Source organism: Aeromonas sanarellii (genome assembly GCF_000820085.1).
In the GTDB taxonomy this organism is placed as follows: domain Bacteria; phylum Pseudomonadota; class Gammaproteobacteria; order Enterobacterales; family Aeromonadaceae; genus Aeromonas; species Aeromonas sanarellii.
On sequence record NZ_CDBN01000053.1, the window covers coordinates 120,835 to 139,868 of the forward strand.

The following is a 19,034-nucleotide window of genomic DNA, read 5'->3' on the forward strand; positions in this document are numbered from 1 at the left end:
AGCCCCATGACCGACAAATTCGACCTGCTCATCCTCGCCGAACTGCAACAGGATGCCCGTCTGCCCACGCCGGAGCTGGCCCACAGGGTCGGTCTCTCCGTCCCTGCCTGCTACCGCCGCGTCCGCGCCTTGCGGGAGTCGGGTCTCATCGAGCGGGAAGCTGCGCTGGTGGCACCGGCCACCATGGGCTGGCCGATCACCATGCTGGTGCTGGTGACCCTGGAGCGGGATCACGGCCGCATCGTCGATGAGATGATCGCCTGCCTGAAGGGGGAGCCTGAGGTGATGGATCTCTGGTACGTCACCGGTGAGCAGGACTTCGTGTTGCAGGTGGCCGCCCGGGACATGGCGAGCTACGAGCAGTTCACCCGGCGGGTGCTGCACGCCAGGGATCAGGTGCGCAGCTTCAAGACCCTGGTGGTCATGGGGCAGCACAAGCGCTGTGGCGCCCTGCTGCCAGCGTAGGCCGGAGTGGCCCAGGCCTGGGCCCTGCAGGGAGAGTGCAACGCCATCCCGAACAGGGGGCGTGCAGGTAAGGGGGCAAAAAAAGGGCAGGTGCGATGCCTGCCCCTCCCTGTCGGCCGGGTTAGCCGGCCACCAGCTCTTCTGCCATCATGGGGCGCAGCACTTGGCAGGGGTTGCCGACCGCCACCACGCCTGCCGGAATGTCTTTGGTGACAACTGACCCCGCCCCGATGACGCTGTTGTCCCCTATGGTGACGCCCGGGCAGATGACGACGCTGCCCCCAATCCAGACGTTGTTGCCGATGCGCACCGGCTTGCCGAACTCCACCCCCTGGATGCGTGGTGCCACCGCCACCGGGTGGGTGGCGGTGTAGATCTGCACCCCGGGGGCCAGCAGCACGTTGTCACCTATGTGCACCTCGCACACATCCAGGATGGTGCAGTTGAAATTGGCGTAGAAATTCTGGCCGACAAAGATGTTGGCGCCATAGTCGCAGAAGAAGGGGGGCGTGATGAAACAGCGCTCTGCGCGGCCGCCCAGCAGGCGGGTGAGGCGCTCATCCCAGCCCGGGGCATCGGTTCGCTCCCGGTTCAGTTCTCCCAGCAGGGCGCGGCACTGTTCCCGCGCCGCCCTGAGTTCGGGGTCCCCCGCATCATAGGGCTCTCCCGCCACCATCTTCTGCCACTCTAGGCCACGCACGGCGAGCCGCGGCACAGTCGTTGCATCAGTCATCATTGCTCCATCAGCCAGATCAGGGATTCGTAAGGGCGCAGCTCGCAGGATTGCGGGCGGGCCGGGCTGTCGGGGTAGTTGCCAAGCAGCAGGCGCCCCTCGCCACCGGCCAGCTCGGCAGGCAGCTCGAAGGCCACCGGCTCACCGTAGAAGTTGCTCACCACCACCAGGGTCTGGTCGTCGGCGCGTCGGGCATAGGCCCAGATCCGGGCGTGCCCCGTCAGCAGCTCCTGATAATCCCCCTGGGTGAAGACGGGGTGCGCCTTGCGAAGGGCGATGAGATCCCGGTAGTGCCAGAACACCGAGTACTGGTCGGCGAGCGCCGCCTCGGCATTGATCCCGGGGTAGTTGGCGGCGGGCTTGAGCCAGGGCGTGCCCGAGGTGAAGCCGGCGTTGGGGGCCGCGCTCCACTGCATGGGCGTGCGGGAGTTGTCCCGGGACTTGGCCGCCAAAATGGCGAGGATCTCGGCCTCGCTCATCCCTTCCGATCGCTTGATGGCGAAGATGTTGCGGCTCTCCACATCCTGATAGTCGTCGATGTGCTGATAGCCGGGGTTGGTCATGCCGATCTCCTCCCCCTGATAGATGTAGGGCGTCCCCTGCAGGCCGTGCAGAGTGCTGGCCAGCATCTTGGCCGCTACTACGCGATATTCGCCCTCGTCACCGAAGCGGGAGACGATGCGCGGCTGGTCGTGGTTGCACCAGAACAGCGCCGACCACCCCTTGCCGTGCATGCCGCTCTGCCAGTGGTTGAAGATGCGCTTGAGTTCGAGGAAATCGAACGGCGCCCTGGTCCACTTGTCACCATTGGGGTAATCCACCTTGAGGTGGTGGAAGTTGAACACCATGGAGAGTTCGGAGCCGTCCAGCGCGCCATAGCGCTGGCAGTGCTCCAGGCTGGTGGAGGACATCTCTCCCACCGTCATGGCCCCCACCGGGGCGAACACGTCGCGGCTCACATCCTGCAAAAATTCGTGGATGCGCGGCCCGTCGGTGTAGAAGCGGCGGCCATCCCCCGCCTCGTCGCTCGGGAAGCGCTGATCCTTGGAGATGAGGTTGATGACGTCGAGGCGGAAACCGTCCACCCCCTTCTTCGCCCAGAAGTGGATGATGTTTTTGACCTCGGCACGCACCGCCGGGTTCTCCCAGTTCAAGTCCGCCTGCTCGCGGGCAAACAGGTGCAGATAGTACTGGCCGGTGGCGGGATCCAGCTCCCAGGCGCTGCCGCCAAACTTGGATTGCCAGTTGTTCGGCACGCCGCCGTCCACCGGATCGCGCCAGATGTAGTAGTCGCGGTAGGGGCTGTGCTTGTCCCCCAGTGCCGACTTGAACCAGGCGTGCTCGGTGGAGGTGTGATTCACCACTATGTCCATCACGATGCGGATGCCGCGCGCATGGGCGGCGCCCAGCAGGGCCTCGAAGTCGGCCATGGTGCCGTAGGCGGGATCTATGTTGAGGTAATCGGCGATGTCGTAGCCGTTGTCCACCTGGGGGGAGACGTAGACAGGGGTCAGCCAGAGGGCATCGACACCGAGGGTCTTGAGATAATCGAGGCGGGCCATGATCCCCTTGAGATCGCCAGTGCCGCGCGCGCCACTGTCCTGAAAACTCTTGGGGTAGATCTGGTAAATCACGGCGCTTTGCCACCAGGGTGTCTGTGTCATGGTTGGTTCGCTCATTGGTTGAAACCGGGTTGGTTGGAACAGGGCAAAGAAAAAGGGCGGAGCCGGGACTCCGCCGATATGGTGTGGATCAGGCCGTGGCCAGATCCAGCTTGCCGGCCGCCTGCTGGCGCTTGTAGACCAGCAGGGTCAGCAGGGCCGGTACCACTATGGCCACCAGCATGGCGACGGCATAGATGCCCCAGTATTGTGGCTGGATGGAGAGGATGCCCGGCAGGCCGCCCACCCCGATGCCGTTGGCCATCACCCCGGCGAAGCCGCAGATGAGGGCCGCACAGCTTGAGCCCACCATGGCGCACAGCATGGGGAACTTGTACTTGAGGTTGATGCCGTACATGGCCGGCTCGGTTACCCCGAGATAGGCGGAGATGGCGGCGGGCACCGAGATCTCCCGCTCGTTCTCCTTGCGGCTGATGAGGATGATCCCCACCACCGCAGACGCCTGGGCGATGTTGGAGAGTGCGATCAGCGGCCAGATGGGGGTGCCGCCCATGCTCTGCATCAGTTGCAGGTCCACCGCGTTGGTGGTGTGGTGGATACCGGTGATGACCAGGGGCGCATAGAGGAAGCCGAACAGGGCCGCGCCGATGGGGGCAAACGAACCCGTCATGGCGGCCTTGGCGGCGAAGCCGACGCCGTCACCAATCCAGCGGCCGAACGGGCCGATGAAGGCGTGGGCCACGATCACCGCCAGCAGCAGGGAGACGAAGGGCACGATCACCAGGTAGAGATAGGCCGGGATGATGCGCTTGAGGTTGGTCTCCACCCAGGCGAGGAAGACCCCCGCCAGCAGGGCCGGGATCACCTGGGCCTGATAGCCCACCTTCTGGATGACGAAGAGGCCGAAGTCCCACACTTCCGGGGTCTGCTGGCCGATGCCGTAGGCGTTCATCAGCTGCGGCGAGACGAGCGTCACCCCCAGTACGATGCCGAGGATCTCGGAGCCGCCCATCTTCTTCACCGCAGACCAGCAGACGCCCACCGGCAGGAAGTGGAAGATGGCCTCACCCAGCAGCCAGAGGAAGGCGTGCACCTGGGCCCAGAACTGGCTGATCTCCACCAGGGTATGAGTCCCGTCGTCGAACATCTTGATGTCGCCGATGACGTTGCGAAAACCCAGGATCAGACCGCCGGTGATGATGGCGGGCAGCAGGGGCACGAAGATCTCCGCCAGGTGGGAGATGCCGCGCTCCAGCGGGTTCATGTTGTGACGGGCGGCCTGCTTGGCGGCATCCTTGCTGGCGCCGCTGACGCCGATCTCCTGGGTCAGCGCCTTGTACCACTGATCCACCTCGTTGCCGATCACCACCTGGAACTGGCCGCCTTGGGTGAAGCTGCCCTTCACCGACGGTATGGTCTCGATGGCCTTGGGGTCGGCCTTGGCCGGATCGGCCAGTACGAACCTGAGCCGGGTCAGGCAGTGGCTGACGGTGGTGATGTTCTCCTTGCCGCCGATCCGCTCGATCAACTGCGCCAGATGTTGTGTGTTGACTTTTGACATGAGCCTTCCCTCTGTGACTCCATGAATGATGGTCGTTTCTTTACCGGCTGGCCAATGACCGCCCGCTTATTGGTATCGTTCCCAATCAGCATGAAGCCAGTGGCCGTCGACAGCAATGGGAACGTTCCCAATTCGTGGCGCTGGTCACAAAAAGTGCAAAACGCCGGGAATGAGAGGAAAGATAGACTACAGGGGCTGACAGGGGGCTATGGTGGCCCTGGGGGCTTGCCCCTCTTCAATCTGGGCGAGCAACTGCCTGGCGGCCAGGATGCCGGCGTCCTTGTAGCCGAAGTCCAGGCTGAGGGCGTTGGCAAACAGGAAGGTGAGCATGGGGTTGCTGCCGAGGCCGCTCACCAGGATGTCGGTGCGCCCCTGCTCCTGCAGGTACTTGGCGGCGCCGATGGCCAGGGTATCGCTGGCGCAGACCATGGCCTGGGTGCTGGGGGTGAGCAGCTCGGCTGCCAGCCGGTAGCCGCTCTGCAGGCCGAGATCCCCGAGGGCGCTGTGGGGCGTGAGCCCCTGTTCCCGGCAGTAATCCAGATAGGCCTGATGCCGGCGCAGCCCGGTGGTGAGGTCGCTGCGCTCGACCCCGAGATAGGCCACCTCTTTCAGGCCGCGCCCCCTGAGGTGTGTGAGCACGGATCGCACCGCACCGTCGTCGTCGAAGCAGACCGACGAGAAACCGGGGCGCTCGCGCGCCATCAGCACCAGCTTCTCCTTCAGCGGCGCCATGGCGGCATAGTCCAGATCGTTGAAGGCGAACAGTATGATGCCGTCCACCCCGCGCCGTTCCAGCACGGCCAGGTGTTCGCTCACCTTGGCGGGGGAGAACTTGCTCTCCATCAGCACGGCGTCGTAGCCGCGGGCGTAGAGGGTCTCCAGCATGCCGCGCACCGCCTGGTTCTCCGAGCTGGAGTCGAGGCGCGACACCACTATGCCGACCACCTGCTGGCTCTGGCTGCGCATGGCCCGGGCCGACTTGCTCGGCACGAAGCCGTGCTGGGCGATCACCGCCTCGACCCTGGCCCTGGTCTGGGCATTGACCCTGGGATCCTGATTGAGCACCCGGGAGACGGTCGACTTGCCGACCCCGCTGAGGCTGGCGATATCGAGGATGGTCAGTTTCTTTTCCATGTGGGATCCGTGACAGGGGAGGGGGACAACCGGGATGCAGACATTGTTGTGATTAAGTCCTGTGAATACAAGCCCATGGCGTTAGAATGCCCTTTTGCCGAGGCGGATCTTCCGCCATTGCACAGGACGCGCATCATGGATCTGTTGGCAAGTCTGCACTTCTCCCTCTCCATCACGGGCCCCATCTGCCTGGTACTGGTACTCGGCATCTGGCTCAAGCGGCTGGGGCTGCTGCCCGACAGCTTCGTCGAGTCCGCCTCCCGCCTGGTGTTCCAGGTCACCCTGCCAGCCCTCTTGTTTCTCAGCATGGTGCGCACCGATTTTTCCACCATGCCGAGCCCCTGGCTCATCCTTTACGGCCTGCTCGGCACCCTGGCCGGTTTCCTGGTGCTGGAGCTGCTGGCGGCCCGTTTCATCAGCGAGCAAAGGCTGCGCGGCATCTTCGTGCAGGGCAGCTTTCGCGGCAACATGGGGATCATGGGGCTGGCCTATGTGCAGAACGCCTACGGCCCCGAGGGGATAGGGGCCGCGGCCCTGCTTGTGGGGGCGGTCACCGTGCTCTACAACGTGCTCGCGGTGATCACCCTGACCCGCAGCCTGGGGGGCGGCAAGGGGATAGGGCCCATCCTCAGGGGGATCGGCAAGAATCCCCTGATCATCGCCATCCTGGCGGCCCTGCCCTTCGGCCTGCTCGGCATCGAGCTGCCACAGCTGGTGATCTCCACGGGCAACTACTTCGCCAACATGACCCTGCCGCTGGCCCTGCTCTGCACCGGGGCCAGCCTCAACCTCAAGGCCCTGCGCGGCGGCGCCCTGCTGACCGGCTGGGCCACCGTCAACCGGCTGTGCTGCATTCCGGTGCTGCTGGTGACGGGGGCCTGGGGGCTGGGCTTCAGCCCGCAGGCCCTCGGCATCCTGTTTCTCATCAGCTCCACCCCCACCGCCGCCGCCAGCTATGTGATGACCCGCGCCATGGGGGGGGACAGCGCCCTGGCGGCGAACATCATCGCCACCACCACCCTGGGCTCGCTCGTCACCACCAGCCTGGGGGCCGCCCTGATGAACTACCTGGGGTTGATGGGCTGAGGGGGGACATGTTGAGCGTCTGCATCGTCGTCATCATGACCACGCCGGGATCTTTGCACAGCACAGGGGCTTGACCTTGCCGCGGGCGGCAGCTTTAGGCTGATTGCACATCAACAGAGGAGGTATCCCATGACCATTCAACTGACCGTTTCCGGCATGTCCTGTGGTGGCTGTGCCGCCAGCTTGCAAAAAGCCCTGCTGACCCAGCCAGCCGTCAGCGAAGCCAGCGTCGATTTCGCCAGCCGCCAGGCCGTCATCGAGAGCGAGCTGAGCAGGGAAGAGCTGATCGCCCTGATCGAAGCCAGAGGGTTTACCGCGGAGTGACTTATCACCTAAGTGGTAAAAATCAGACTAATATTCTGATTACCTCTTTTTATTGGTGAGAGTGATCACTTAAATTCCGTTTAAAAAGGATAAAAATGCTGCAACACCCTCATCAAAAAGGATTGCAGCATGACCCTTCCTATCCGCAAGACCCTGATCGCGGCCGTACTCGGCCTGACCCTTTCCCCCATGGCCATGGCGCTGCCGAGCGTGCACATACTGGCGACCGGCGGCACCATCGCCGGGGCTGGCCAGTCCGCTACCCAGTCCAACTACGAGGCCGGCAAGGTGGCCATCGAGACCCTGATCGCCGCCGTGCCCGAGATGAAGAACGTGGCCGAGGTGCAGGGAGAGCAGGTGGTCAAGATCGGCTCCCAGGACATGAGTGACGAGGTGTGGCTCAAGCTCGCCAAGCGGGTCAACGAGCTGCTGGCCAAGGATGACGTGGACGGCATCGTCATCACCCACGGCACCGATACCATGGAGGAGACCGCCTACTTCCTGAACCTGACCGTCAAGAGCGACAAGCCGGTGGTGCTGGTCGGTGCCATGCGCCCCTCCACCGCCATGAGCGCCGACGGCCCGATGAACCTCTACAACGCCGTGGTGACCGCCTCCGATCCCGCCTCCAAGGGTCGGGGCGTCATGGTCGCCATGAACGACACCGTGCTGGATGCCCGCGACGTCACCAAGACCAACACCACCGGCGTGCAGACCTTCGCCGCTCCGAACTTCGGCCCGCTCGGCTACATCCACAACGGCAAGATAGACTACCAGCGCAGCCCGGCCCGCCAGCACACCAGCAAGACTCCGTTCGACGTGAGCAAGCTCGACAAGCTGCCCCAGGTCGGCATCGTCTACAGCTATGCCAACGCCAGCGATCTGCCGGCCAAGGCCATGGTGGACGCCAAGTTTGACGGCATCGTCAGCGCCGGGGTAGGCAACGGCAACCTCTATCACAGCCTGTTCGATACCCTGGCCAAGGCGAGCGAGGACGGCATTCGCGTGGTGCGCTCTGCCCGCGTGCCGACCGGCGCCACCACCCTGGATGCGGAGATCGACGACGCCAAATACGGCTTCGTGGCCGCCGGCACCCTGAACCCGCAGAAGGCGCGCATCCTGTTGATGCTCTCCCTGACCCAGAGCAAGGATCCGGCCCAGATCCAGCGCTGGTTCCAGCAGTTCTGATCCCCTGCCCGGCGTCAGCCGGCATGGGGTGATGACAATGAAAAGGGCGGGAGAGGATCCCGCCCTTGTTCATGGTGCTGTCCTCCCCGTCAGCTTGCCAGCAACCAGCCGCAGAAACCGAGATAGAGAAGTCCCGCCCAGGCGAGCCTGCCCGCCGTCATCCGCCCCCGGCGAAAGCCCCACCACAGCAAGAGAACCGCCAGCAGGGTCACCAGGGAGGAGAGCATCATGGTGCCGTCCAGCAGCCAGGGCGTGAACAGCAGGCAGAACGCCTTGGGGATGGTGCCCTGGATCATCATGGCGCCGGCGATGTTGGCCAGCGCCAGCCGCTGCTTGCCCTGCCTCACCCAGATCAGCACGTTCATCAGCTCCGGCATCTCGGTGGCCACCGGGCTCAGCAGCAGGGCCGCCAGCACAGGTGAAAGCCCGAGCAGCTCGCCCATGTCCTCCAGTTGATGGACGAACAGCTGGGCCGCCAGCGCCACCACCGTCAGGGCTGCCAGAGTCTGCACCAGCACCTTGCCGAGCGCCGGGATCTCGGCGGCCGGATCCAGCCTGAGGGGCTCGGGCAGCTGGGCCTTGTGGCTGTCGGCCCGCGTCAGCTCGCGTCTCGCATAGGCGAGGTAGGCCAGCACGAACAGGGGGGCCAGCCAGGACTTGCCGGTGAAGGCGGCCGTTCCGAGCAGCGTCGCCAGCAGAAAGATGCCGATGAACCAGGCCTGGTCCCTGGCCGTTTCCCGTTGAACCTCGCCTGCGATGGTCCTGTGCTCTGGGCTCATGCACAACAGCAGAAGCAGGCCGACGGCGCCATAACCCAGGGTGGCCAGCACCAGGGGGCCGCCGAGGGCCGCGCCCATCCCGATCTGCTGCTGGGCGGGGGCATCCCCCATCAGCAAGGCGGTCAGGGTGACGATGCATTCCGGCAGGGCCGTGCCGAGGGCCGCCAGCAGGGAGCCGGTGGCGCTCTGGGAAAGTCTGAAGTGGTGGCCGGTCCATTCGATGCCGTTGACGAAGTATTCGCAGGCCAGGTAGATGGTGACGGCGGAGAGCAGAAACAACAGCAGAGTGATCAGCATGATGAGTAACCGCCGGGCGAGCAGGACAACCGATGGACCCGACATGGCTCGCCCGGCTGGCGTGCATATCGAGGCCAAAGGTCTTGCAGGGCGATGGATGCCATCGCCGCCCATGCCATGGATCTGCGGATCCAAGAATGTTGACATGAGCCCTGCCCGGATCACGGGCGGGTTGCTACTCCCCTATGACAGTGCGGGATTTTTACCAAGTCGACCGCCGCCCCACAAGGCAAAACCCTGGGATCACGCCCGCCAAGTTGTAAGGGGATGTAACGCCTGCCCGCCAGGATCCTGATCTTTCTCCCGGGATCTTGGTGCTGGCACAGCGATTGCTATGAGTTGGCTACTGTCCACATTGACTTGGGAAGGGTGAACGATGAAACGGTGGATCCAACATTTCTATCAGCTGAACCGCCTCAACTGGCTCATGGTCTGGCTGCTGCTCTGCTGCAGCATCATACTGCTGTTCCCGGCCGGTCTGATGAAGGGGGCCGTCAGCCAGTGGGCCACGGCCCACGCCGCCTGGCTCGGGGTCGGCATGCTGATCGCCACCTCCTACTTCTGCAGCCAGGGCTTCCTGATCGCCTGGGAGTGGGCCTGTGACGAGTGGCAGTCCCGCCGCCAGCAGGATCAGCTGGCCCAGATGATCGGCTTCCTCGACTTCAACGAGAAGGCGGTGCTGCGCGAGTTCGTGTTGCAGCGCAAGAGCGTCATAAACCTGCCGATCACCGAGCCCGCCGTCAAAAACCTGATGGATGCCGGTGTGCTCACCTACGCCTACGGCAAGCCGGTGCGGGAGAAGGATGACGAGAACCAGATCCGCGCCCTGATGATAGCGCTGCCGGCACGGCCGCTGCTCACCTACAAGGTGCTGGGGCTGTCTCGCGGCAAGATGAGCGACGAGCAGGTGGAGCAGATCATGAACGCCAGACCCAAGTTCGCCCAGAAGAGCTTCCAGCGCTGATCGCCCCTCACCCATAAAAAGAGCCGGACCATGTCCGGCTCTTTGCTGTCTGGGGTCTGCTACTCGGTTCTGGCCTTGAGATACCCGGCGTAGTCGGGCACCTGCACGCTGAAGGCCTGCTGCATGTGCGGGCTGTCCATGATGAAGTCCGCGGTCGCCTCGTTGGTGGCGACCGGGATGTTCCACACCGCCGCCAGACGCAGCAGCGCCTTGACGTCAGGATCGTGGGCGGCGGGATTGAGGGGATCCCAGAAGAAGATCATCACGTCGATCTTGCCCTCGGCGATCAGGGCGCCGAGCTGCTGGTCGCCGCCCATGGGGCCGGAGAAGAGGCAGGTGATGGGCAGCTGTGCCTGCTTGCCGAGCAGGGTTCCCGTGGTGCCGGTGGCATAGAGATGGTGGAGCTTGAGCTCCTCCTTGCGCCTCAGCACCCAGCTCAGCAGGGGGGCCTTCATGTTGTCGTGAGCCACCAGGGCGACCCGTTTGTGGGGCGCCATCTCACGTGCGATCAGTTCCATGGGGTCATCCGTAGCAAAGTGACAGGAGTAGGGGCGTATCCTACTCGAAAGCGGCGCCCGCTGTCTTGCCGGGCGCCGTAACTGTGATCACTTCGACGCTTCTATCCACTGCCGGTTCTTCTGCTCCAGCACCGAGATGGGCAGCATGCCGAATTCCAGCACCTGGTGATGGAAGGCCTTGAGGTCAAATTGGCTGCCAAGGGCCTGCTCGGCACTCTCCCGCATCCGGATCAGAGCCAGCTGGCCCGCCTTGTAGGAGGTGGCCTGGCCGGTATAGGCCATGTAGCGTGGTACCTCGGAGCTTATGTCTCCCGCTCCCAGCGCCGAGTTCTCCTGCATGTAGCCGACGGCCCTGTCGTGGCTCCAGCCATACCAGTGGATGCCGGTGTCCACCACCAGTCGCATGGCCCTCAGCATCTCCTCGTTGAGGCGGCCGAAGTACTGCAACTGGTTGTTGAAGGCAGGCGAGCCTTCGACCTTCACATCCCCCACCGCCGGATCGTAGAGGCCGCGACCCTGATAGAGGCCCATGTCGTGATCCGCCAGATACTCGGTGTAGAGCGCCCAGCCCTCCGCGTAGGCGGTGTAGGAGGCGTTCGCCACGTACTGCGGGAAGTCGGGATCCTTGGCCGCCAGCTCCTGGGCTATGGTGATCTGGAAGTGGTGGCCGGGGGCCCCCTCGTGGGCCAGCAGGGTGCTGATGTTCCAGCTCTGCAGGCCATAGGGGTAATAGGTGTTGAGGAAGAACTGCCCCTTGCGACCGGTCTGGGGGTTACCGTCCTGATACCAGGCGACGCCGCCGTAGGGCGCATCCTCATTGGCGACCGGCACGACCTCGTAATCCAGCTTGGGAATGGTGCGCTCGGAATCGAAGAAGTCAGGCAACACCTGGGCGGCCTTGCTCTTGAAGGCGTTGTACTCCGCCAGAGCCCGCTCATGCTCGGCCAGCGCCTGCTGCTGGGGTTCGCTCAAGGTCGCGCCGACTGCGTTGTCCGGATTCAGGCCGGCGGACCAGGCCGCCAGCGGGTTCTGGTAGAAGAAGCCCGGTTCGTTGAGGTAGCGGAAGAAAGCGTAGATCTGGCCGCTCTGCTTGCTCCGGGCCACGTCATCGCTGTCGCACTTGCCGACGGTGTGGCACACCTTGACCATGGCGCCGAAGATCCGGCTCACCTCGGTCAGCCCCAGCTCGTGTACCGCCTCCGGCGTCATCTCGGTGGTGGTGTGCTTCTTCAGCAGCCAGCGATACCAGTCGCGGCCATCCGTCATGCCGCAGAAGCCGTCGTCGCACTCGCCGTTGCCCAGGCGCACCGCGTAGGCGCCGCCATGCTGATAATCCAGATAGTCCCGCAGCGCCAGATAGCGGGCGTTGATGCTGTCCAGCACGGCCTTGTAGTCGGTACGCAGCGCCTCGTCGGCCTCACCGGGCAGTTGCTGCCAGCCGAAGTAGGAGCCGGCGATCGCCTCGCCATCCCGCTTGCCGTTGAGCTGGGCCAGCAGCCGGTCCACCAGCTCATCCGGCAAGGTGTTGCCGCGGGCGCTGCCCTGCTCGAACTGGTGCTTCACCTCGGCCAGATAGGCGTCATAAGCCTTGAGCCAGATGAGGTGTTCCTGATACCAGGCCAGCGGCGCCGTCGCCGCTCGCGCCCTGGTCTGCACCGGGGCTGCGGCCGTACGATCGAGATCCCGGCGCCAGCTGGCATCCCCCGGTGCGACCCGCTCGGCCGAGCTCTCGGTGAAGTAGTCGAAACGCCCATCGACGGTGCGGGCCGCCCTGCCGCTGGCAGGGGCGGCCCCGACCTCGTCGGCCAGGTCCACCACCCGGTTGCGGAAGTGATGGATGGGGATCTGGGATTGGGGCAGCCCATAACCCTCCAGGTTGATCTGCAGATCCCAGCGGATCATGTCGTAGAACAGCCGATCCCGTTCGCTCAGGACGGCGGGATCCAGGGCATCCAGCCGCTTGAGCAGGGCTTCATCGAGCGCCTTGCGTTTGGCGATGCTCGCGGCATCGATGGCAAAGCCGTAGGGATCCAGCGCCTGGCTCTCGCGCAGGGCATCGTCCATGGCTTGCATCAGGGCTGCCTTGGTGGCGACGGGATCCGCCGGCGCCTTGGAGCTGTTGTCGTTGCAGGCGGTGAGGGAGAGGGCGATGGCGCAACCCAGCGCCACCTTGTCGAGTGAGAAGTACATGGTTTAGTCCTTTAATGCCTTGTTATTTTGAGTCCCACAAAGGGGTTCCAATAGTGCACCTTCAGACCGCCGCCTTTTGCGACTCACTTAACAAAGATAACGTTATATTTCATATGGATAATGGTGGTGAAAAGCTATGCGAACAAAGATGAAAAAACCCGCCGGAGCGGGTTGGAAAGCGGGGATTTCATGCCATAACTATTCAGGATGATTCCGAGTGCAGCTGGGATTGCTGATAGTTTTCCAGCCCGATGCGTTCGATGAGATCGAGCTGGGTTTCCAGCCAGTCCACATGTTCTTCCTCGTCCTCCAGGATGTCCTGAAACAGATCGCGGCTGACATAGTCCTGCACGGACTCGGCATAGGTGATGGCCAGCTTCAGATCGGGGATGGCATCCATCTCCAGGGAGAGATCGCAACGCAGCATCTCTTCGACCGTCTCACCGATGCGCAGCTTGCCCAGATCCTGCAGGTTGGGCAGTCCTTCCAGAAACAGCACTCGCTTGACCAGCTCGTCGGCATGCTTCATCTCATCGATGGACTCGTGATACTCCTTGTGCCCGAGCCCCTTGAGGCCCCAGTCATCATAGATGCGGGCATGCAGGAAGTATTGGTTGATGGCAACCAGTTCATTGGCCAGCACCTTGTTGAGGTGGGCAATGATTTTGGGATCTCCTTTCATCGACATTACTCCTCGTGTTCGAGCCTAGGGCAACGATCACTAGAGCTTAGTCCAGAAACATGACCAAAAAAGGACGGCGAATCGACACTCCCGAGACGGGGAGCATTCGCTTTAAAAGAGGTGATGGGCCGATAAACGCCGTATCAGGCCACTTCGTAATAGAGCGGCGCCTGCTCTGACTCCATCTTGTCCAGCTCGGTGGCGATGATCTCCATGGTCATGCGCACGCACTTGCCGCATTGGGCCCCGACTTCCAGCGACTGTTTCAACTGTCGAAACTCGGTATTGCCTGCCTGCACCGCCTTGCGGATCTGGGTATCTGTGATGCCGCGGCACAAACACACGTACATAATATGGACCTCTATGCTGGAATGAGGTAAATCTAAATGAGAATGGTTCGTAGTGCAAAGAACGAATGGTAATAAGATCCCGTGCTTGCCACTGATTCTCCCCTTGGGGAGAATGCCATCACCAGAGAGGAGGCGAACATGCTCAAGAAACTACTCAATGCCCTGTTCAAGGGACAGGCTGCCCAGCGCGCCGAGGTGACGCCTACCGAATACGCCGGCTATCTCATCTATCCCGAGCCCATGCCGGAAGGGGGGCAGTTCCGGCTGGCCGGTCGCATCACCAAGGAGCTGGACGGGGTGTTGCAGACCCATCGCTTCATCCGTTCCGATCTCTTTGCCAACCCGGCCGATGCAGAGCGTTTCATGGTGCAGAAGGCCCATACCTTCATCGACCAGATGGGGGATCGCATGTTTGAACCCCGGGTGAAACCGGAACCCAACCCCGCGCCATGAATCCAGCCGAGCTGGCCACCCTGCGCCAATCTCTTGCCCGTGCCGGTGAGCGGCGCCTGATCTGGCTGGAAGGCCGGGAGTTAGATTGCATCGCCCGTGCCGAACCCTTGCTGGGGGAGGCTGTGTTCTGGCTGGGCAATGGGCCGGATCACCATGCTCCGCTGCCTGCCGCCAAGGCGTTGCAGCGGCTGGGCCAGGAGTGCGACACCCTGGTCTTCAACGCCTTCAGCGGTTTTCATCCCGATGCGTTCGGTGCCTTGGCGGGCACGCTGCGGGCGGGCGGCCTCTTGCTGCTGCTGACTCCGCCCCGAGAGGCGTGGCCGGCCTACCCGGATCCGGATCGTCAGAGGCTGGTTGCCCAGCCGGAGGATGCTGGACGGGCCGGTCAGGGGTTCATCTCCCGCCTAGTGCGACTGCTGGCGGGAGACCCGGCGCTCTCTCTGGATCCTGCGTCCAGTGGCGAGCCCTGGCATCCCCTCGATGCGAGCCGGCCACTGAGTGTGGATCAGGCCCGGGGGCTGCCCGCCATCCACAAGGTGCTGCACGGCCATCGCCGACGACCCCTGGTGCTGAGTGCGGATCGCGGTCGTGGCAAGAGCGCCTTGCTGGGTCTGGCCAGTGCCGACTTGCTGAGCCGGGATCCCGCCCTGACGATAGCGGTGACGGCCCCCTCCCAGGCGACCGTGGCGACGCTTTTTGCCCATGCAGAGGCGGTGCTGGCGGGTACGCCAGAGAGGCTGGCGGGGCTGAAGTATGTCTCGCCGGATCGGGTGGCGCGGGGGGAGGTACAGGCGGATCTGCTGCTGGTCGATGAGGCTGCCGCCATACCGACGCCGCTGCTGGAGGCCATGCTGGCGCACCACAGCCGCATCGTCTTCGCCACCACGGAGCACGGCTACGAGGGGACCGGGCGTGGTTTTCATCTGCGTTTCAAGCGGGTGCTGGATCGGGAAACCCCGGATTGGCAGGAACTGCGCCTGGTCGAGCCCATTCGCTGGAGCCGGCATGACCCCCTGGAGCCCCTGATCTTCCGCCTGCTCGGCCTCGATGCCGACACAGTGGCGCCGTCGTTGCCGAAGGCACCCGGCTGGCGTCGGGTGGCGCAGGCCGAGCTGGCTGACGATGAGGCCCTGCTCAACCGGGTATTCGGTCTGCTGGTGCTGGCCCACTACCAGACCAGCCCCAGCGACCTCAGGCATTTGCTGGAAGGGCCGGATCTCGACATCCACCTGCTGGAGCAGGAAGAGGCATTGCTCGGCGTGGCGCTGGTGGTGCGGGAGGGCAATATTTCCCCTGCACTGGCCCGCGATATCTGGGCGGGGCGGCGGCGTCCCCGCGGTCATCTGCTGCCCCAGTCGCTGCTGGCCCACGCCGGCTTCACCACGGCGGGGGATCGCACTTACGCCAGGGTGATGCGCATCGCCATTCATCCCAGCCTGCATCGCCTGGGATTGGGTTCCCTGTTGCTGGAGAGGCTGGAGATACACTATCGCGCAGAGGGCGTCGACTATCTGGGGTCCGCCTTCTCCGCCAGCGCCGACCTGCTGCCCTTCTGGCTCAAGGGGGGGATGCTGGTGCTGCGTATCGGTCTGCAGCGGGATGCGGCCAGTGGCAGTCATGCAGCCTTGCTGCTGAAGCCGCTGCACACCGGCTGCGACGCCGAGCTGGCACAATGGCGCCAGCGTTTCGTGAGCCAGTTGCCGACCCTGCTTGCGGGAGAGTTAAAGCAACTGGATCCTGAGCTGGTCTGGCTATGCCTGAGAGGGGCGCAGGGGGGACAGGCCGCTGGGCTGGGGGAGTTCGAGCAGCAGGAGCTCGACTGCTTTGCCCACCATCACAAGCCATTCGAGCTGTGCCAGGCCACGCTGCAACGCTGGCTGGCCAGCCGGCTGAGGGTGCTGGATGCACTGAGCCCCGACGAGCGCCGGCTGCTGATCGCCACCATCTGGCAGTATGCCCCCTGGGACGCTCTGGCGACGAAACAGGGGATGGCCGGCAAGCCTGCCCTGATCAAGGCCTTGCGCAGTCTGCTGGCCCGGCTGCTGGAGCCAAAGGAGATCGCTGGCTGACCGCCTGGGCGATACAAGACGAGGCGAATAGCCGTGACACGAACGAGGAGCCCTGGTGGCTCCTTGTTCATTCTGGCTTGCTGAACATCCTCTCCAAGTCAGTGTCGGAGGAAGCGAGCGATCGTCAATCGCTCCTCGTTCGGGGCTATCTGGCAATCGACGGCTCTGACGAGCGCCACCCCGACTGCCAGCATTTTGGTTTTTTCCGAATATGGACTAATACTTGAATGTAAATAGCATTTTAATAAATGCATTGTTTTTCATGTGGTTAGCTTTATTGGTAGTCAATGCCGTCCATCTTTTCTAACGTGCACAGGGAGTGCAGTGTGGGAAAAAATGCAGTTAACCATGGCGCATGGCTGATGTGGTTTGCCAGCAGCAGCGCCTTCGCCAGCGATCTCACCTTCAACATGACGCGCGGGGCGACCGCCATCAGTCAGCAGGTCTATGACCTGCACATGACGATCTTCTATATCTGCTGCGTCATCGGCCTGCTCGTCTTCGGGGTCATGCTCTGGTCCATAGTGCACCATCGAAAGTCCCGCGGTGCCAAGGCCGCCCAATTCCATGAAAGCACCCGCATCGAGCTGCTGTGGACGGCCATCCCCGTGCTGATCCTGGTCGCGATGGCGGCCCCGGCGACCTCGACGCTGCTGAGGATGGAAGACACCTCCAAGGCCGATCTGACCGTGCTCATCACGGGGTCGCAATGGAAGTGGCATTACAAATATCTCGAGCATCCTGTGGCGTTTTACTCCCTGCTGGCGACCAGCAAGCAGCAGATCTCTGGGGAAGCGCCCAAGAGCGACACCTATCTGCTGGAAGTGGATAAACCGCTGGTGTTGCCGGTCGGCAAGAAGATCCGGTTCCTGATGACCTCGGACGACGTCATCCACTCCTGGTGGGTGCCCGCCTTTGCCGTGAAGAAAGACGCCAACCCCGGGTTCATCAACGAATCCTGGACCCGGATCGACAAGGCCGGAACCTATCGAGGGCAGTGTGCCGAGCTGTGCGGCAAAGACCACGGTTTCATGCCCATCGTCGTGCTGGCCAAACCCGCCGGGGAGTTCGACGAGTGGATCGCCAAGACGGCGGCAGATCAGGCGGTTGCCCAGGCGGAGCAACAGGCGCAGGCAGCGGAGACCATGACGCTGCCTCAGGCCATGGAGATGGGGGAGAAGATCTATCTGGGGCATTGTGCTGCCTGCCACCAACCCGCCGGAACCGGACTGCCCGGCATCTTCCCAGCGCTCAAGGGCAGCAAGGTGACCACGCTGGCGGAGAATCGGGCCCAGCATCTGGACATCGTCCTGCACGGCAAGAGCGGCACGGCGATGCAACCCTTCGGCAAGCAACTGACGGCACAGGAGCTTGCCGCCGTCATCACCTATGAACGCAATGCCTGGGACAACAAGACCGGTGATCTCATCCAGGCTGCCGAGGTGCAGTCCCTTCTGAACCCAGTCGAACCCATCAAGGACAAGTGAGGCGCCGGCATGAGCGATGGAATCACGGATACCCTGCACAGCGAGCATGCCCACCAACCGGCATCGGGCCTGAGGCGCTGGCTCTACACCACCAACCACAAAGACATCGGCACCCTCTATCTGCTCTTCGCCCTGACCATGTTCTTTACCGGCGGCGCCATGGCCATGGTGATCCGGGCCGAACTGTTTCACCCCGGTCTGCAACTGGTCGAGCCCCTGTTCTTCAATCAGATGACCACGGTGCACGGCCTCATCATGGTCTTTGGTGCCGTCATGCCCGCCTTCACGGGCCTCGCCAACTGGCTGATCCCCATCATGATCGGGGCGCCTGACATGGCGTTGCCCCGGATGAACAACTGGAGTTTCTGGATCCTGCCGTTTGCGTTTCTGATCCTGCTGTCGAGTCTGTTCATGGAGGGAGGTGGACCCAGCTCGGGCTGGACCTTCTATGCCCCCCTGTCCACCCAATACAGTGGCAACAGCACGGCCCTGTTCGTCTTCGCCATCCACATCATGGGGATCTCCTCCATCATGGGGGCGATCAACGTCATCGTGACCATCTTCAATCTGCGGGCGCCCGGCATGGGCTGGATGCAGATGCCGCTGTTTGTCTGGACCTGGCTCATCACGGCTTTTCTGCTCATCGCCGTCATGCCGGTGCTGGCGGCGGCGGTGACCATGGTGCTGACGGACAAGTACTTCGGCACCAGCTTCTTTGACGCGGCCGGAGGCGGGGATCCCGTGATGTTCCAGCATATCTTCTGGTTCTTCGGTCACCCGGAAGTCTACATCATGATATTGCCGGCCTTCGGCATCGTCTCCAGCATCATACCGACCTTCTCCCGCAAGAAGCTGTTTGGCTATCGCTCCATGGTCTATGCCACCAGCAGCATCGCCCTGCTCTCCTTCATGGTCTGGGCGCACCACATGTTCACAACGGGATTGCCGGTCGTGGCCGAGCTGTTCTTCATGTACACCACCATGCTCATTGCAGTGCCGACCGGGGTGAAGGTGTTCAACTGGGTTGCCACCATGTGGCGCGGCTCCCTGACGTTCGAAACCCCCATGCTGTTTGCCATCGCCTTCATCACCCTGTTCACCATAGGCGGTTTCTCGGGGTTGATGCTGGCCA

Annotated in this window: 18 protein-coding genes and 1 riboswitch; of the genes, 9 read left to right on the forward strand and 9 right to left on the reverse strand. The window is 63.2% G+C overall.

Translation table 11 applies throughout. The features are described from left to right. Positions 1-6: 6 nt before the first annotated feature. Entirely contained in the window at positions 7-465 is a 459-nt protein-coding gene (locus BN1132_RS11445) for an Lrp/AsnC family transcriptional regulator (RefSeq protein WP_042077669.1), read from the forward strand. A 121-nt stretch (positions 466-586) separates the two neighbouring features. Here the strand turns inward: BN1132_RS11445 and BN1132_RS11450 are convergent, their stop codons facing one another. From BN1132_RS11450 to treR, 4 genes are all read right to left on the reverse strand, one after another. Continuing rightward, a complete protein-coding gene (locus BN1132_RS11450) occupies positions 587-1,198 on the reverse strand; it encodes a sugar O-acetyltransferase (RefSeq protein ID WP_042077671.1) in 612 nt (203 codons plus the stop codon). Continuing rightward, complete coding sequence (gene treC / locus BN1132_RS11455; protein ID WP_042077672.1) at positions 1,198-2,862, reverse strand: alpha,alpha-phosphotrehalase; 1,665 nt, start codon at positions 2,860-2,862, stop codon at positions 1,198-1,200. Before treC ends, BN1132_RS11450 begins: the two co-directional genes overlap by 1 nt. An 88-nt stretch (positions 2,863-2,950) precedes the next feature. Further along, positions 2,951-4,381 carry a PTS trehalose transporter subunit IIBC gene (treB, locus tag BN1132_RS11460; protein ID WP_042077673.1) on the reverse strand — a complete coding sequence of 477 codons (1,431 nt, stop codon included), beginning with the start codon at positions 4,379-4,381 and terminating at the stop codon, positions 2,951-2,953. A 186-nt stretch (positions 4,382-4,567) separates the two neighbouring features. After that, entirely contained in the window at positions 4,568-5,515 is a 948-nt protein-coding gene (gene treR, locus BN1132_RS11465; RefSeq protein WP_042077674.1) for a trehalose operon repressor TreR, read from the reverse strand. Between the two features lie 135 nt (positions 5,516-5,650). Between treR and BN1132_RS11470 the strand changes: the two genes are divergently transcribed. The 3 genes from BN1132_RS11470 (at position 5,651) to ansB (ending at position 8,113) form a co-directional block, all read left to right on the forward strand. Beyond that, positions 5,651-6,601, forward strand: a complete 951-nt coding sequence (locus BN1132_RS11470) for an AEC family transporter (RefSeq protein WP_042077676.1) — start codon at positions 5,651-5,653, stop codon at positions 6,599-6,601. Between the two features lie 129 nt (positions 6,602-6,730). Beyond that, entirely contained in the window at positions 6,731-6,925 is a 195-nt protein-coding gene (locus BN1132_RS11475) for a heavy-metal-associated domain-containing protein (protein ID WP_042077677.1), read from the forward strand. A 129-nt stretch (positions 6,926-7,054) separates the two neighbouring features. Continuing rightward, positions 7,055-8,113 (forward strand): L-asparaginase 2, encoded by a 1,059-nt coding sequence (ansB, locus tag BN1132_RS11480; RefSeq protein ID WP_042077678.1) that lies wholly within the window; start codon positions 7,055-7,057, stop codon positions 8,111-8,113. 89 nt (positions 8,114-8,202) lie between these two features. Here the strand turns inward: ansB and BN1132_RS11485 are convergent, their stop codons facing one another. Next, positions 8,203-9,189 carry a sodium:calcium antiporter gene (locus tag BN1132_RS11485; RefSeq protein ID WP_042077680.1) on the reverse strand — a complete coding sequence of 329 codons (987 nt, stop codon included), beginning with the start codon at positions 9,187-9,189 and terminating at the stop codon, positions 8,203-8,205. 88 nt (positions 9,190-9,277) lie between these two features. Beyond that, a riboswitch (yybP-ykoY riboswitch) is annotated at positions 9,278-9,385 on the reverse strand. 180 nt (positions 9,386-9,565) lie between these two features. On the opposite strand from BN1132_RS11485, the gene BN1132_RS11490 reads away from it, so the two are divergent. Then, positions 9,566-10,153, forward strand: a complete 588-nt coding sequence (locus tag BN1132_RS11490; protein ID WP_042077681.1) for a superinfection exclusion B family protein — start codon at positions 9,566-9,568, stop codon at positions 10,151-10,153. Between the two features lie 59 nt (positions 10,154-10,212). Here the strand turns inward: BN1132_RS11490 and BN1132_RS11495 are convergent, their stop codons facing one another. The 4 genes from BN1132_RS11495 to BN1132_RS11510 all read right to left on the reverse strand — a co-directional run bounded on the left by BN1132_RS11495 (position 10,213) and on the right by BN1132_RS11510 (position 13,893). Beyond that, the gene (locus tag BN1132_RS11495) at positions 10,213-10,671 is read right to left on the reverse strand and encodes a methylglyoxal synthase (protein WP_042077682.1); all 459 of its coding nucleotides are present in this window, start codon (positions 10,669-10,671) and stop codon (positions 10,213-10,215) included. An 87-nt stretch (positions 10,672-10,758) separates the two neighbouring features. Beyond that, positions 10,759-12,861 carry a DUF885 domain-containing protein gene (locus BN1132_RS11500; protein WP_042077683.1) on the reverse strand — a complete coding sequence of 701 codons (2,103 nt, stop codon included), beginning with the start codon at positions 12,859-12,861 and terminating at the stop codon, positions 10,759-10,761. Between the two features lie 202 nt (positions 12,862-13,063). Then, positions 13,064-13,543 (reverse strand): bacterioferritin, encoded by a 480-nt coding sequence (bfr, locus tag BN1132_RS11505; protein WP_042077684.1) that lies wholly within the window; start codon positions 13,541-13,543, stop codon positions 13,064-13,066. Between the two features lie 143 nt (positions 13,544-13,686). Beyond that, the gene (locus BN1132_RS11510) at positions 13,687-13,893 is read right to left on the reverse strand and encodes a bacterioferritin-associated ferredoxin (protein WP_042077685.1); all 207 of its coding nucleotides are present in this window, start codon (positions 13,891-13,893) and stop codon (positions 13,687-13,689) included. Positions 13,894-14,031: 138 nt separating this feature from the next. Here BN1132_RS11510 and BN1132_RS11515 point away from each other — a divergent pair, with 138 nt between their 5' ends. The 4 genes from BN1132_RS11515 to BN1132_RS11530 form a co-directional block, all read left to right on the forward strand. Continuing rightward, a complete protein-coding gene (locus tag BN1132_RS11515; RefSeq protein ID WP_042077687.1) occupies positions 14,032-14,346 on the forward strand; it encodes an HlyU family transcriptional regulator in 315 nt (104 codons plus the stop codon). Continuing rightward, a complete protein-coding gene (locus BN1132_RS11520; protein WP_042077689.1) occupies positions 14,343-16,415 on the forward strand; it encodes a tRNA(Met) cytidine acetyltransferase TmcA in 2,073 nt (690 codons plus the stop codon). Before BN1132_RS11515 ends, BN1132_RS11520 begins: the two co-directional genes overlap by 4 nt. Before the next feature lie 362 nt (positions 16,416-16,777). Next, positions 16,778-17,902 carry a cytochrome c oxidase subunit II gene (gene coxB, locus BN1132_RS11525; RefSeq protein WP_042077691.1) on the forward strand — a complete coding sequence of 375 codons (1,125 nt, stop codon included), beginning with the start codon at positions 16,778-16,780 and terminating at the stop codon, positions 17,900-17,902. A 9-nt stretch (positions 17,903-17,911) separates the two neighbouring features. Then, the coding region (locus BN1132_RS11530; RefSeq protein ID WP_042077692.1) for a cbb3-type cytochrome c oxidase subunit I at positions 17,912-19,034 on the forward strand (1,123 nt) is incomplete at its 3' end.